A 15,279-nucleotide genomic window follows, 5' to 3' on the forward strand; every position below is an offset into this window, starting at 1 on the left:
ACGCTTCTCTTCTTAAAGATGTCCAAAAAAAGGTCTGCGGGAGGAGCCTTGACAGTTTCGTTCATATCAGGAGGCTCACACGCTCCCCGCGGAAAGCAAGTTCCTGGAGCTGCAAGGAACGAACAACATTTAAAATCGAAACAATAATTTTTTGCAGAAAAATATTTTCTGAACAGCCCCATTTTTACATAGAGACTTGATTTTTGATACAATAAAAATTATTTGCTTAATTGCTTGGAGGGAAAAACATGACAGACAACATTTATTATGATTTTTGGTATTTAAAATCAGAAGAAATCAACCTTGACGGCTCTGATACAGGAGCTGCAGCTTATGAAGTCGGCATTAATGTGTTTGCTGATGAAGAATTTAATCAGCTATTGGATGATGTCCGGATCTCAGGATTGGATAAAGAAGAGCTGCTGAGTTTTGACGTGTTAAATGCTGATCGCTTATTTTCAAAGCTTGAGGAAGAGGGGCTGCACAGTGTCGTCCATGATATCAAAACAGCCGGTTTTTATTTTGTGATGGGCGAAAAAATTTCTGTCAGCCAAGGAAAATAGGTAGCTCTAAAATTGACCTCGCTGCTTGCCTGAGTGTATAATAAGAGTAACTTAAATATTTCTTCCTTAAAGGGGAGTAGCTTTAACAGCAAAGTCGTCATTACGGGAATGTTCCCCGGCTTTGCTGGCAGCGATGCTGTTAGCGAGACCTTTGCCGATTATTTGGTGAAGTCTCTTTCGTAAAAAGACGTTATGACCAAGTAATTGGATCTGACGTCTTTTCTTTTTTATAAAAATGTACCTAAAGGAGCTGTATGATGATGAAAATGTTTAAAGTATTGGCTGTTTTGTCATTAGTGTTTCTAAGCGGGTGTTCTTTACTTGAAGGTGTGAATTCTTCCCTTCAGTATGCAAATGATACAAAGGATTATATTAATGAGGCAAGTGCATTTGCAGAAGAGCTGCCGGCACTTGCTGAAGAGGCTGTAAATAATGAGGAAGCAAGAGCTGAGCTTGCGCAGAGTTTAAATGATATGAAAGAAGAAATAAATACATTTAAAGAAACTGAAGCGCCGGAGATTGCTCTGGATGCCCATAATCAGCTTGTCAGTTACAGCGAAACCCTTGAAAGCGGAATTGATTCTGCTTTGGAGCAAATTAAAAACGGAGATTGGAACATTCAGCTTCTTGAGGACTCTGAAATCGTCAAAACAGTATCAGAAATGAAAGGGATCTTAGATCAAATTGAACAGCTTGGATCTTAATGAGCAAGGTAAAGAGGAAAGGAGGTTCTCAGGATGAAAGGATACAAGCAATTTGCAGATAGCGTCATAATAGGAGGAAAAGGGACCCGTGCCAAGCTGCATGGCTATGACTCTTCTTTAACCTTCATCGGAGCTGGCCGGAGCGCATTTGTTTTTAAGCTTCCGAATGAGAATAAAGCGTTAAAAGTGTTCTTTCCTTCTTTTACTCATATTGCAAAGGAAGAAGCAGAAATTTACAGAACTCTTCAGGGAATTGAGTATTACCCCAATCTTTACGAAGCGGGGGAAAACTTCTTAGTCATTGATTATATTGAAGGAAGCACCCTCTTTGATTGTGTCAGCACGGGAATATTCATCACAGATCAGCATATTGCGGAAATTGATAAAGCCCTTATGCACGCTAAAGAAAGAGGGCTGAATCCCTCTGATATTCACCTTCGCAATATATTCATTAATGATCGGGGCGAGATCAAAATGATTGATGTTGCCCGGTTCCGCCAAACAAAAAATTGCAGCCAATGGGACGATTTGAAAACAGCTTTTCATAAATATTATCGAAAGACCTACTTCCCTAAAAAAATACCTGCTGCCATGATGAATTTTATTGCAGCCCTGTACAAGAAAAAGCTGATTCCATTACCATCATAAAAAACGAGAGATTTCTGGTAAAAGAGATCTCTCGTTTTTTTTGTTGTTTAGGAAATTATAAAATGTTGTGGATAATTAAATAATGTTATCTGCGGCAAGCGGAAGCGACTAGATCCTCGGTCAGAACGAATCCGAGAGAAAAGTCGGGACCCGGACTTTTCTCTCAGGTACTTATCTGCCTGCCTGCGCGGGCCTTGGCGCTTGCGCTTTTGTTCTGAAATAAGAAAGTACGGGCGCATACGCTTTTCTTGCCTATAATAGTTTAATTTGATAATAAGCAGCAATGCTCTGCTGCAGCTCTGCTAAAGCAGAGTCCTGATTTAAGTTCGCAAGCATCCCCTTTATGACAGGGATACGCGGTGAATCTTCCTTCATTTCTGCTTCAATTACCTCAAGTGTGACTTGAAGATCTCCTGATAGCTGATGTTTGATGTGTTCAATTTTCGCTAATATTTCATCATGGCTTATTCCTGAACATATAGAGAAGATGTTTTTCTCGCCTTCACCTGAAAGGATTGGTTTTTCTTGCGAGCTTTTCAGTCCTGCAGCAATATCATCCACCCTGTTTAAAAGAAAAGCAGCAAGTTCATCAAAATCCAATTCCGCTTTTTCAAAGATAATGAATTTTAAATAAGAATGAATCATCCCCTGAAGGATCATGCTTACATCCCAGATATATTCTTTAATTGCATCGCCGTAAATAGATAGAAGCGCATTTTTAACAAAAAGATTGGAATCTGCATTCATTTTTTGAATGAAAGCTGCCATTGAAGGATTATTGGGTATGGCGTTTTCTCTCATTTGCATAATAATGAAATCTTTATGTTTATTAATCTCACTCAGCTGGCAGGAAAGCTGAGCGATTAAAAGGGCCCGAGGTTCCAGATCCTTCTCTTTCACAGCCTCCATTTTTGAATGGATCAGCTCAAAATGATATTTGAATGTTTCAAGCAGCAGAGCTTCCTTCGATTTAAAATAAAGGTAAAATGACCCTTTAGAAATTTCGCATTCGTTCGCAATATCCTGTATGGATGTCGAAGTAACCCCTTTTTTAGCGAAAAGGCTCATAGCCGCTTCGATGATCCGCTTTTCTTTTTCCTTCATCGTGTAATCTCCTTATTTAACAGTAAAGATTGAGTATAAACATACATGGGTTATAACTTGGGCGTAACGTTCTTAATTGAATGTTTCTGACTGAATGTTCACATTTACAAAGAATTCATGTTCAAATGGTTATTTATAATTGACTGTAAACGACTGGTCATTTATATTATTAATTATTATGACCAGTCAGTCAATAAATATAAATTACCGGAGGACAACATGAATCAAATCATTAATTTTGTTTTGAAAAACAAATTTGCAGTTTGGCTTCTTACTATTATTGTGACCGTTGCAGGACTTTACTCAGGTTTGAATATGAAGCTTGAGACCATTCCGAACATCACAACACCAATCGTAACAGTCACAACTGTCTATCCTGGTGCTACACCGGAAGAAGTAGCAGAAAAAGTTACAGAGCCGATTGAACAGGCAGTTCAAAATTTAAATGGAGTGAACGTTGTCAGCTCAACATCCTTCCAAAATGCCTCATCCATTCAGATTGAATATGAATTCGAAAAAGATATGGATAAAGCAGTGGAAGAAGTAAAAAGCACTGTTTCAGATCTCTCATTGCCAGATGGAGTAAATGATTCAGATATTTCAAGGCTCAGCATCAATGCTTTTCCAATTCTGGCTTTAAGTATATCAGATGATGAACAATCACTAAGTGATTTGACTGCGCTTGCCGAAGATGAAATTGTACCGGCAATAAAAGGACTGGAAGGTGTTTCTTCTGTTCAGGTTTCAGGCCAGCAAGTTGAAGAAGTGCAGTTTTCTTTTAAAGAAGAGAAGCTTGAGGAATACGGCTTAGATGAAGAAACCGTTCAAAATATGATTAAAGGCTCCGATGTTCGTTTTCCTCTTGGATTATATACGTTCGGGGATAAAGAACAATCTGTTATTGTAGATGGAAACATCCTGACAATGGAAGATTTAAAGAATATGGAGATTCCAATTACGCCGGCCGGAGGTGCTTCTGGACAAGGCCAAAGCGGTATGGCGGGACAGACTGCTCCGGAATCAGAGCAGAATCCAGCAGGATCAGCCGAGACTAAAGGACAGGCACCAGGATCAGCTCAAGCGCCAGCAGCCGGACAGACACCGCCTGCTGCGCAGGACATAGAGCTTCCGACTGTAAAGCTGTCAGAGCTTGCTGATATTAAAACAGTAGGTGAAGCAGAATCGATTTCCAGAACAAACGGTGAAGAAGCAATCGGCCTACAAATCGTTAAATCAGCAGATGCAAATACAGTTGATGTTGCAAATGCTGTAAAAGAAGAGCTTGATGGTTTTGAAAAAGAGTATGATAACCTTAAGATCCTCTCTACGCTCGATCAGGCTGAACCAATTGAAGAATCCGTCAGCACGATGCTGAGCAAAGCATTATTTGGCGCTGTTTTCGCGATTATCATTATTCTCTTATTCTTAAGAGATATCAAATCAACCTTGATTTCAGTAGTTTCCATTCCATTATCTTTATTAATAGCTGTTCTTTTATTAAAGCAAATGGACATTACGCTTAATATTATGACACTCGGTGCCATGACGGTTGCCATTGGCCGTGTGGTTGATGATTCAATCGTTGTCATTGAAAATATTTACCGGAGAATGTCGCTGCAGGGCGAGAAGTTAAAAGGAATGAGCTTAGTACGGGAAGCTACAAAGGAAATGTTTGTTCCGATTATGTCTTCAACAATTGTAACAATTGCTGTCTTCCTGCCGCTGGCTCTTGTTAATGGCGTTATCGGAGAATTATTCCTTCCATTCGCATTAACAATTGTTTTTGCCTTGCTTGCTTCATTAGTTGTTGCCGTTACAATTGTGCCAATGCTCGCACATAGCCTGTTCAAAAAAGGCCTATACGGCGAAACGGCTAAAAAGCATGAAGAACACAAACCAGGGAAAATGACTGGTGCATACAGAAGCATCTTAAATTGGTCACTGAACCATAAATGGATTACATCAGGCCTTGCAGTCCTGATGCTTGTCGGCAGCTTATTCCTTGTTCCGGTTATCGGCGTCAGCTTCTTGCCGTCAGAAGAACAGAAGCTTGTCTATGCAACTTACAAGCCTGCACCTGGTGAAACGAAAGATCAAGTTGAAGAAGTGGTTACAAAAGCAGAAAAACTGTTAATGGACCGTAAAGATGTATCGTTAGTGCAGTTCTCTTTAGGAAGCGAAAACCCTATGAGCCCAGGCGACTCAAACAGTGCCGTTTTCTTTATCGAGTATGAAGATGATACAGAGAATTTTGATAAGGAAAAAGAGAAAGTGATTGAAGATCTTCAAGCTGAGACCGCTCAGGGCGAATGGGCTGCACAGGACTTCACTCAGAGCGCTGGCAGCAACGAAGTTCAATTCTTTGTTTATGGAAATCAAATAGAAGATATTGAGCCGACTGTCGGAGAAATTGAAAAAATCATGAATGACAATGGAAGCTTTAAAAACGTAAGCTCAAGCCTTGCTGAGTCCTACGATGAATATACCCTTGTTGCGAATCAGGAAGAACTGAGCAAACTCGGTTTAACCGCAGGCCAAATCGGCATGGAGCTTAGTCCGCAAAGAGAGCGTCCAGTTCTCACTCAAGTTGAAAAAGACGGAGAAGAACTAAACGTCTATCTTCAAACAGAGAAAGAAACGTATGAAAATGTAGAAGATTTAACCGAAAAAACAATCACTTCACCGCTTGGCAAAGAAGTGAAAATCGGTGATGTCGTAACAGTTGAAGAAGGAAAAACTTCAGATACCGTAACACGTCGTGACGGCCGCATTTACGTACAGGTTTCCGGAGAATTGACAACCGATGATGTTGCGAAAGCATCTGCGGAAGTTCAAAAGAAAGTGGATAGTCTAGACTTACCGTCAGGTGTTGACATTGATACAGGCGGAGTAACAGAAGACATTCAGGAATCCTTTACACAGCTTGGCCTTGCTATGCTTGCTGCTATAGCCATTGTTTACCTTGTTCTAGTGATAACATTCGGCGGCGGACTTGCACCTTTTGCGATTTTGTTCTCTCTTCCGTTTACCGTGATCGGTGCATTGGTCGGATTATTGATTGCAGGTGAAACCATCAGTATTAACGCAATGATTGGTGCATTAATGCTGATCGGTATCGTTGTAACAAACGCGATTGTCCTGATTGACCGCGTTATTCACAAAGAGCGTGAAGGCCTGTCTACTAGAGACGCACTTCTTGAAGCAGGAACAACACGTCTTCGTCCAATCCTGATGACAGCAATCGCTACTATTGGAGCGCTCATCCCGCTTGCAATCGGAATCGAAGGCGGCAGCGGCATCATTTCAAAAGGACTTGGAGTCACAGTAATCGGCGGGTTAACGAGCTCGACGCTGCTGACACTTCTGATTGTTCCAATTGTTTATGAAATGATGAGCAAATTCAGACGGAAAAAAACGAGAGCAGTTGAGGAAGAATAAGGCTCATTGAAAAAGCACCCTGAGTGGTGCTTTTTCATTTGGCTTTTCAGATAAGAAATATAGCTGATGATGATTGACTTCGGCTAAAAAATGGAAAGTCCAGTTTTTCAATAAGATAAATGGCTAAATAAACATAAAAATAGATCCCGCTAATAAAACTTTCTCTGTGGCCGTCGAAGAAAAGCAGATTATCTGAAAGGACTCCGCTGATCAAAAATCATTATAAAGCTGATTTCTGGGTCTAATCTGGGGGCCAAAATTCTATAACCAACCCCAAATTGAATAATATGCAGGCTGTTAGAATAAACTCAGTTAATTCGGAGTAAGAGCTCGACAAAATACACATATAAACAGCGGTTGCCGAATGGTATAATGATTGAAATAAAATGAGCAGACTATAGACAAAGAAAAGGGTGAGGATCTTGGAGGATATTATTGTTCATCAGCATACAATTATCAAATTGTTTTTATCCCTGCTGGTTGGAATTATTATCGGACTTGAGCGGGAAATTAAGAAAAAGCCGCTCGGATTGAAAACCACGATTATCATTGCGGTAAGCTCCTGTCTGTTAACCGTGATTTCAATTGAAGCAGCTTATACATTTTCAAATGATTATAATCGTCCGATGGATCCGCTCAGACTTGCAGCGCAAATCGTTTCAGGCGTCGGATTTTTGGGAGCGGGAGCGATTCTCCGCAGAAGCAATGATGTCATAAGCGGGCTTACAACTGCTGCGATGATTTGGGGAGCTGCGGGACTTGGAATTGCTATTGGAGCCGGATTTTATCAGGAAGCACTCATAGCCCTTATTTTCATGATAGGATCAATTGAAATCATTGCTCCGTTAGTTAAAAAGCTTGGACCTAAGACGCTCAGACTTAAAGAATTGAAGGTAAAGCTCACTGTTCCTGTTAATGTGAATATATCGGATATCCTTCATGTGCTCCGCAAAAAAGATATGAAAATAAAATGGGTAAAGATTAAAGACATTACCGATCGTGAATTAAGAACGGTAGACTTGCTCCTGCTGATAAAAAATGACCGCTATACTTCAGACGTATATGAGGACATAAAAGAAGTACAAGGCATAGAGTCGGTTGAGGTTGAACTCATATAAGCAAGCGTCAGTGAAGACGTTTGCTTATACATATGGTATTGTAATAGCAAACAAGGTATATAGGAGGAACAAAATTGATACGCTTTGGAATTATCGGAACAAACTGGATCACAGACCGCTTATTAAATGCTGCCATGCAAATCGAGGATTTTTCGCTGAAAGCCGTTTATTCAAGGACCAGCGAAAAAGCTGAAGAATTTGCTGCGAAATATGGTGTAGAGACTGTATTTACAGATTTAGAAAGCATGGCAAAAAGCGATGAAATTGATGCCGTATACATAGCTAGCCCCAACTCCCTGCACGCAGAGCAGGCCATTTTATTCATGAATCACAAAAAGCACGTGCTGTGTGAAAAGCCGCTTGCGTCAAACGTTAAAGAGATTTCTGAAATGATACAGACTGCAAAAGAAAACCGCGTTCTGCTGATGGAAGCGATGAAATCAACGTTCTTGCCTAACTTCAGAAGCATTCAGGAAAACCTGCACAAAATTGGCACCGTAAGAAGATATATTGCCAGCTACTGCCAATACTCATCTCGTTATGATGCCTATCGCTCAGGAACTGTGCTGAATGCATTCGATCCGGCATTCTCAAACGGATCACTTATGGACATCGGAATCTATGCACTTTATCCTTCGATCGTTCTGTTCGGAAAACCTGATACCATCAAAGCGAGCGGCTTGCTTTTAAGCTCGGGTGTGGATGGAGAGGGAAGCATTCTTCTTCAATATAAAGACAAAGACGCTGTGATGATGTATTCCAAGATCACAGACTCAGCTCTTCCATCTGAAATTCAAGGTGAAGATGGCACGATCGTTATTGACCGGATCAGTACGATTGAAAAAGTAGAAATTCGCTACCGTGACGGAAGAACAGAAGATATTACAAAACCTCAAAAAGAAGACACGATGTATTATGAAATGAAGGAATTCATCGATTTAATCCAAAATGATCTTTATGAATCATCAATCAATACCTATGAAAATTCAATAAAGGTAATGGAAGTTATGGATGAAGCGAGAAAACAAATCGGCGTTGTATATCCGGCTGATCAAAAATAAACCAATCCTCAGGATTGGTTTTTCTATGCTTTGAGGAAATCCTTCATAAGTGGCTATAATAAAAAGAAATACCCCGTTAACTAAGGAGGAACATGACAATGGCAGAAACAAAGCGGTATAACATTCCGGTAGAAGCAGCTCTCGAAGTGATCGGCGGAAAGTGGAAATGTGTAATTCTTTGTCACTTAATGCGGGGGAAAAAACGCACGGGAGAGCTGAAAAAGCTGATGCCGAGCATCACCCAAAAAATGCTGACACAGCAGCTGAGGGAGCTAGAAGAAGATGGAATCATCAACCGCATAACCTATAATCAAGTTCCTCCAAAAGTGGAATATGAACTAAGCGAGTATGGATGGAGTGTCACAGCAATTCTTGAGTCCTTATCTGCCTGGGGACTTCAGCATATTGAAAAAGTATATGGAGATAAATCAGCTGTGCTTGAGGATAACATTTTGAATATCTAGCGGGGAATGTGCAAGGGAATCATTTTTCTTAAGGCTATTTTCTCATAGATTGTTGTTTTGGATTAAACATGTTGTCCGTTACTTTCCGCGGTTCGGCTGCGGGTTGTGAGGGCAAAAATCCAGAATGTAGGCTGTAAAATGGAATCAAATACGCTGTATGAGGACAAAAATCCAGAATGTAGGCTGTAAAATGGAATCAACCACGCTGTATGAGGACAAAAATACAAAATGGCGGCTGTAAAATGGAATCAACCACGCTGTATGAGGACAAAAATACAAAATGGCGGCTGTAAAATGGAATCAACCATTTCCCGCTGTTTCCCGCAGGGGGCTTTAACAGAGGAATCGAATGGATGCAAAGTACAATCCCATTGCATTCAAAAGACTCGTCATTCGACGAGTCTTTTTGTATTTCCCTTTGCTAATTGTGATGCTCCTAAACGAACGTACTTTATTATTGGTCCTTTTTCTTTTTAAATGCTATATGATTTTTTCTCTATCCGTTTCCATTAAGTCCTGATCTTGGACGAAGCCCTTCTTCATCATCTTGTCCTTCGCTGAAAAACGATAATATAAAGCACATCCGATCAGAAAAGGTATTCCGCAGTAAAGGGCCATTCTTTGGTCTGGAATAAAAGCAAGACTTACCATCACCAGTACATTGGCAGATAGCGCAGCCAGAGGAACAATTGGATAAAATGGCGTTCTGAACTTAAGATCACTGATTTTTCCGCCGTTATTCAAAAATTGTTTTCTGCCTAAGTAGTTGGAAAGAGCGATGGATGCCCATACAAACACTGCTCCAAAACCGGCGATAGACAGCAGCCACAAGTATACCGTGTCTTCGGCAAAAAAACCGCATAATAGGCACAAGCATCCTACGACCATGCTTGCAATAAGAGCGTTGATTGGTACTCCGCTTTTATTCAGCTTCCCGAATCTTTCATGAATCATCCCCTGTCTGGACATCGACCAGAGCATACGGGATGTAGCGTATAATCCAGAGTTTGCTACTGATAGTACAGCAGTGATAATAACAAAGTTCATAATGTCAGCCGCATATGGAATCCCAATGTTATCAAATACAACCACAAACGGGCTTTCCACAAGTCCTGCTTCTTTCCATGGAAACAATCCAGCCAATACAAAAACAGAGAGAACAAAGAAAATAAGAATGCGCCAAGCTGTATTGTTGATGGCTTTTGGAATTGTTTTTTCAGGATTCTCACTCTCTCCAGCTGCAACTCCAACGAGTTCCGTTCCCTGAAAAGAAAAATTCACGCCAATCATCGTAATTAGAATTGCCGCTATTCCGTGCGGAAACAATCCGCCGTGATCCGTATAATTGCTTAAAAATGGTGCAGGCTCCCCGCCGCCCATTTCAAGAAATCCAAACATGGCAGCTCCGCCTAAAAGAATAAAGGCTAACACAGTAATTACCTTGATGCTTGCAAACCAAAACTCAACTTCTGCAAAGCTTTTTGTAGACAAGGCATTGATGCAAAAAAGCAAAATGGCGAATACGATGCACCAAATCCACGGAGAAACGTCCGGAAACCAGCGCTTCATCAAAATACTGACTGTAAGCAGTTCAAGCCCAATTGTGACGGACCAATTCAGCCATGACATCCAGCCTACCACATAGCCAGCTCCCGGTGATATAAACTTCGTTGCGTAAGTTTGATAGGATCCTACGTGAGGGTTTGCAACGGCCAATTCACCGAGGCAAAGCATGGTCAAATACATGACAAATCCGCCAATCAGATAGGCGAGTATGGCTCCCCCGGGCCCCGCCTCGCCAATCGTATACCCAGTGCTCAGGAATAGTCCTGTACCAATTACACCGCCAAGTGCAATCATCAAAATATGCCTTTCTTTTAATTCCTTTTTCAATTCCTGATTCTGATTTAACATGAAGCCCTCCTATAAGTAAGCGTTTACAATATTATAAAATCTCCATTATTTTATCACTATTTAGTATTATATGAAAATTAATATTTTTTATAAAAAATACTGCTTTTTTAAAACAATGAGTCTTTAAGTCTATGAAATGGGGATTATTAGAAATCTATATTGTTATGGTATTAGTGTTTTTATAGGGAGAAGGCTATTTTAGAATAATTATACAAGAAGCAGTATAAATTGCAGGTGAATTCATAGGACAACTGCCATGCTTTGTAATGAAAGACTAAAAAAAGATCAACTCATCTATAAGTTGATCTTTCACACAAATATTTAGCGTATAACGATAAATGGCCTCATCATTTCATAATCTTCGTGCTCAAGCATATGACAATGCCAAACATAGAGTCCAGTGTAGGGTCCAAACTTCATAATGATTCTGGTTACTTGATCTGGATTTGCTCTGACGGTGTCTTTCCAGCCTCTTTCTTGAGGTTCTGGGGGAATACTAATACCTGTATAAGAAATGACTTTCTCCTGTTTAAACTTCTCTGCATCAAATGGCCTTCGATCAAGAATCTGGAAGTCGACGAGGTGAATATGAATGGGATGGGTATCATCAGTTAAATTGATCAGGTGCCAGATTTCAACTGTGCCAAGTTTAGGTTTTTCGCTTATAGGATCATCCCATGTTTTATTGTCCAATAACATCAGCTCGCGGCCATATTGATCATGCTTGTCATCCAGAGTTAAGAACCGCGTCGTCGAGATAGAGTTCTCCTTAAAGGCCGGATATGGTCCAAGGTAAGATGGAATGGCACTCGTATCGATTGCGGAGAGTGGAAGCGACACTCTGAATTCCATGACCGCGGCTGCATTCTGATCAGGTATATCGCCGCTTGGAAAAGGCGCTTTTGCGTGATTTTGCAAAATGATTTTCCTTCCCTCTAAATTCGTGAAATCAACGATGATGTCTGCCCGTTCAGCCGGAGCCAGCATGATTTCCTGAACACCAATTGGATATTCCATCAATCCTCTTTCCGTTCCGATTTGATAAAAAAGCTGGCCGGAATCAAGCTTCAATAAATAAAAACGGGAGTTTGCTGCATTAAGCAATCTGAACCTGTATTTTCGAGGCTCAACATTTAAATAAGGCCATACTTTACCATTCACTAAATTGACGTCTCCAAAAAATTCAGGTGCGATTGATACCTCAAGCTCCGGAACTGGATTTTCGGGCTGCTTAGGATAATAGAGGGAACCATCTTTATTAAATGATTTATCTTGTATCATCAGCGGTATTTCATATTTTCCGGAAGGCAGATTCAATGATCGTTCATGCTGATCGCGTATAAGATAAAATCCTGCGAGACCAGCATAAATATTTAATCTTGTAATACCGAGAGCATGATCATGATACCAAAGTGTACACGGACGCATGTCATTTTCATAATCGTACACTTTTTTTCTGAAGTAGGGACCTGTTTGCTTAAACCCTTTAGTAAACCACGCCTCAGGATACCCGTCGCTTTCCCATTCAACACTGGCGCCATGCACATGAACGACTGTTCTCACTTCAGGAACATCTTTATGAGCACCGTGAACAGTATAATCGACGGGCAAAAAATGGTTAGTCGGAAGCTTGTTCATCCATTTAATATAGGTTTTTTCTCCTCTTTCGACCTCAATTGTCGGACCTGGAAAAGAGTTTTCATAGCACCAGAGAGTAGAAGTATTTAATTCGCTGTGAAGGGTTAGCCTGCATTCGGTCATTCTCACTTTATAATACGTAAAGTTTTTCTCTTTTTGATGAGGTTTCAATAGCGGAATAATAGGCAAGGCATCTGTAAACTTAGTAAGCTCAGGAGATTTATGTGTCATCGGCAAACTTCTCCTTTCCATTATCACTATACATTCATTCTATTCAGAAACTCTGCGCTCATTTGCAAACAAAAAAAGAACAGCTGCACGCTGTTCTTTTAATGGTTAAACAAAGGCTCTTTTTTCTTCGCCTGTTTTTCAATCATAATCTCTACCCTGCAGCCGTGCTCTCCTTTTTCATTCACAAGCTTTTCGATAACTTTCGCTGTGAGCTGAAAAGATTCTTTTAAATAGCCAGTCAGCTTTTTGCTTTGGGCAGCACCGATGAAGCCAAGATAGTTGCGGTCCGTTGTATACACATGAAACCGATCTGTCTGCTCTTCTTTTTTGAGCAGCAGTGTTTCGTTTGGAGTAATATGGGGCAGATAGGTTTGCGGACTCGTTCCGTCTGCCCTTTTCTGTTTTACACCCGAAAGCGAACATTTAATGGACTTTGCCTTTGGTGCAGAAGCAGGTTCTGTTAAAGCGACCTGCAAATAAGATTTGCCTTCGTAATTCGAGCTTTTCAGCAGCAGGTGCAGCTGCTTCACATCATCGAGAGCACGGTGAGTCTGGACGGCAGCCAGTTTGTGACTATGTAATAGGCTGATTAACTTGGCACTTTGATATCCGTATTTTTTCCACGGTATATTTCTGGCAGAGCAGTACCATTTCTTTGAATGCAGCTCTGGGTACATTTTGGCGGTGAAGCTTCTGTCAAAAGAAGCATTATGAGCAATAATAAAATCAGCCCTCTGAATCGCTGACGTTACCTTTGTATCATCAAATGATCTGCCCTTAACATCTTCAAAAGGAATTGAATGGATTCGAAAGGCAAATTCATAATTTTTTCTGGCTGAAAGAGACAGAGGCTCTCTTAAGTACGAATGCTCTTCAAGCGTTTCTAAAAAAACATCTGTATCTGTATCATAACGGAACAGCAGGAAACCAATTTCAATCATTTCGTCCTGAATGGGCGACAGGCCTGTTGTTTCCACATCAAGAATCATTCCGGTAAGAATCATGCTCGTTTTCCCCCTTTCTACTAATCTACCATCTATTATTAGATTGAAACAACTTTAAGAATCATTTGACTCGGGAGTATTTGCACATTACAATGTGTAGTGTGAGGTGTTGTTATTGTGAAAATCCAGCATTTTAAATTCAATGAAAAAGGGTTAAATCGATTTTTTGGTCCATTAGAAGCTAAGATTATGAATATCCTTTGGTGTTCATCTGAGCTGTCGATCAAAGATGTTCAGCAGAGGCTTGAAAAAGAGAAAAAAATGAGCTTTAACACGGTGATGACTGTCATGAACCGGCTTGTCGATAAGGATGTTCTGATGAAACGCTCTGAGGGAAGAGGATCATTATACCGCCCGGTCCTGACAAAGGAAGAGTTTCTCGAGGCACAATCCAAAGAGCTTACAAACGGACTGATTGACGAGTTTGGACAAATTGTCGTGAGTCATATGATTGACAGCATAGAGGAAGCAGATGAAAACTTGATTGCAAAGCTTGAGCAAAAAATAAAAGAAATGAAAAAGGAAAAGTAGAATGTGGGAAAAAAGATCAAAACAAGTATTTTTAGCTTGTGTGTCCGTCTCAATGGTCCTGCTTATTCAAATGACGATTTATCTTTTTCGCAAATTGCTTGGCCTTCCGATTGAGTTTAACCTGATTCAATTGTGCAGCACAGCTCTTCAATCCCTAGGGTTTACGTCGCTTGAGTATTTACTGGAAGTGATTATTTATGCGACCGTCTCCATGACAGTCTACAAGATTGTGAAACAGCTGTATCTCTCATATACCATTCATAAAAAAATGGCTGAAAAGATGAACACAGCTTTAACGGCTCAATACAATCGGCAATTTTCATTGCCAAAAGAGACCATCCAGGTGATTGACGAGGATGCTGTCCTTTCTTTGACGATGGGGTTTTTTCGTCCGAAAATCATTCTTTCTGCCGGACTTTTGAATTTGCTTGATGAAGGAGAAAGACAGGCCGTTGTTTTTCATGAAATTTATCATCAAAAAAATAGGGATCCACTGAAGCTGTTTGTATTATCCGTATGCTCATCGGTGATGTGGTATATTCCGATTCTCAGCTGGTTTTACCAAAAATACAGAACCATCCGCGAATTGCTGGCAGATCATTATGCCATCTGCAGCCTGCAGTCTTCAGCAGATTTGGGAAGTGCGCTGCTCAAAATCTTGAAAACAAATCAAAAAAAGAAGCTATTATCATTCTCGTATGCCCCATTTGCTGATACGGCAATAAATCTCAGAATCCAAAAAATTCTTGATCCATTCGCAGAGACTCCATTAGAATTTCCGCTAAAAAAGGCCGCGGTCTCTATGCTGGTTTTCTTTATGCTGCTCTCGATGTTTTTGATTGAGCTGTCTTAAAAAATTTT

General features: G+C 40.5%; 13 protein-coding genes. 9 read left to right on the forward strand and 4 right to left on the reverse strand.

What is annotated here, in order from left to right; translation table 11 throughout:
• Nucleotides 1-248: 248 nt before the first annotated feature.
• The 3 genes from GJU41_RS20285 (at nt 249) to GJU41_RS20295 (ending at nt 1,915) form a co-directional block, all read left to right on the forward strand.
• Nucleotides 249-563, forward strand: coding sequence for a hypothetical protein (locus tag GJU41_RS20285; RefSeq protein ID WP_070875839.1), 315 nt, complete (start codon nt 249-251; stop codon nt 561-563).
• Between the two features lie 254 nt (nt 564-817).
• Nucleotides 818-1,267, forward strand: a complete 450-nt coding sequence (locus GJU41_RS20290; RefSeq protein ID WP_139149083.1) for a DUF6376 family protein — start codon at nt 818-820, stop codon at nt 1,265-1,267.
• A 33-nt stretch (nt 1,268-1,300) separates the two neighbouring features.
• On the forward strand, nt 1,301-1,915 hold the full coding sequence (locus GJU41_RS20295) for a serine/threonine protein kinase (RefSeq protein ID WP_070875838.1): 615 nt from the start codon (nt 1,301-1,303) through the stop codon (nt 1,913-1,915).
• Between the two features lie 252 nt (nt 1,916-2,167).
• Here the strand turns inward: GJU41_RS20295 and GJU41_RS20300 are convergent, their stop codons facing one another.
• Entirely contained in the window at nt 2,168-3,019 is an 852-nt protein-coding gene (locus GJU41_RS20300; protein ID WP_070875837.1) for a TetR/AcrR family transcriptional regulator, read from the reverse strand.
• A 219-nt stretch (nt 3,020-3,238) separates the two neighbouring features.
• Here GJU41_RS20300 and GJU41_RS20305 point away from each other — a divergent pair, with 219 nt between their 5' ends.
• The 4 genes from GJU41_RS20305 (at nt 3,239) to GJU41_RS20320 (ending at nt 9,100) form a co-directional block, all read left to right on the forward strand.
• The gene (locus tag GJU41_RS20305) at nt 3,239-6,457 is read left to right on the forward strand and encodes an efflux RND transporter permease subunit (protein ID WP_070875836.1); all 3,219 of its coding nucleotides are present in this window, start codon (nt 3,239-3,241) and stop codon (nt 6,455-6,457) included.
• Between the two features lie 431 nt (nt 6,458-6,888).
• Nucleotides 6,889-7,575, forward strand: a complete 687-nt coding sequence (locus tag GJU41_RS20310; protein WP_133313060.1) for an MgtC/SapB family protein — start codon at nt 6,889-6,891, stop codon at nt 7,573-7,575.
• A gap of 74 nt (nt 7,576-7,649) precedes the next feature.
• Nucleotides 7,650-8,636 (forward strand): Gfo/Idh/MocA family protein, encoded by a 987-nt coding sequence (locus GJU41_RS20315; protein WP_154319410.1) that lies wholly within the window; start codon nt 7,650-7,652, stop codon nt 8,634-8,636.
• A 98-nt stretch (nt 8,637-8,734) separates the two neighbouring features.
• Complete coding sequence (locus GJU41_RS20320) at nt 8,735-9,100, forward strand: winged helix-turn-helix transcriptional regulator (RefSeq protein WP_070875833.1); 366 nt, start codon at nt 8,735-8,737, stop codon at nt 9,098-9,100.
• Nucleotides 9,101-9,580: 480 nt separating this feature from the next.
• On the opposite strand, the gene GJU41_RS20325 is transcribed toward GJU41_RS20320, so the two are convergent.
• The 3 genes from GJU41_RS20325 to GJU41_RS20335 all read right to left on the reverse strand — a co-directional run bounded on the left by GJU41_RS20325 (nt 9,581) and on the right by GJU41_RS20335 (nt 13,887).
• Nucleotides 9,581-11,014: an amino acid permease gene (locus GJU41_RS20325; protein ID WP_154319411.1), complete on the reverse strand. Its 1,434-nt coding sequence runs from the start codon at nt 11,012-11,014 to the stop codon at nt 9,581-9,583.
• 321 nt (nt 11,015-11,335) lie between these two features.
• Nucleotides 11,336-12,883: a multicopper oxidase family protein gene (locus GJU41_RS20330; RefSeq protein WP_154319412.1), complete on the reverse strand. Its 1,548-nt coding sequence runs from the start codon at nt 12,881-12,883 to the stop codon at nt 11,336-11,338.
• 98 nt (nt 12,884-12,981) lie between these two features.
• Complete coding sequence (locus tag GJU41_RS20335; protein WP_154319413.1) at nt 12,982-13,887, reverse strand: exonuclease domain-containing protein; 906 nt, start codon at nt 13,885-13,887, stop codon at nt 12,982-12,984.
• 117 nt (nt 13,888-14,004) lie between these two features.
• On the opposite strand from GJU41_RS20335, the gene GJU41_RS20340 reads away from it, so the two are divergent.
• Both GJU41_RS20340 and GJU41_RS20345 read left to right on the forward strand, forming a co-directional pair.
• On the forward strand, nt 14,005-14,418 hold the full coding sequence (locus tag GJU41_RS20340; RefSeq protein WP_070875830.1) for a BlaI/MecI/CopY family transcriptional regulator: 414 nt from the start codon (nt 14,005-14,007) through the stop codon (nt 14,416-14,418).
• Nucleotide 14,419: 1 nt separating this feature from the next.
• Entirely contained in the window at nt 14,420-15,271 is an 852-nt protein-coding gene (locus GJU41_RS20345) for a M56 family metallopeptidase (RefSeq protein WP_070875829.1), read from the forward strand.
• Nucleotides 15,272-15,279 lie beyond the last annotated feature (8 nt).

Origin of the sequence: Metabacillus idriensis (genome assembly GCF_009674765.1) — a bacterium.
GTDB lineage: Bacteria > Bacillota > Bacilli > Bacillales > Bacillaceae > Bacillus_P > Bacillus_P idriensis.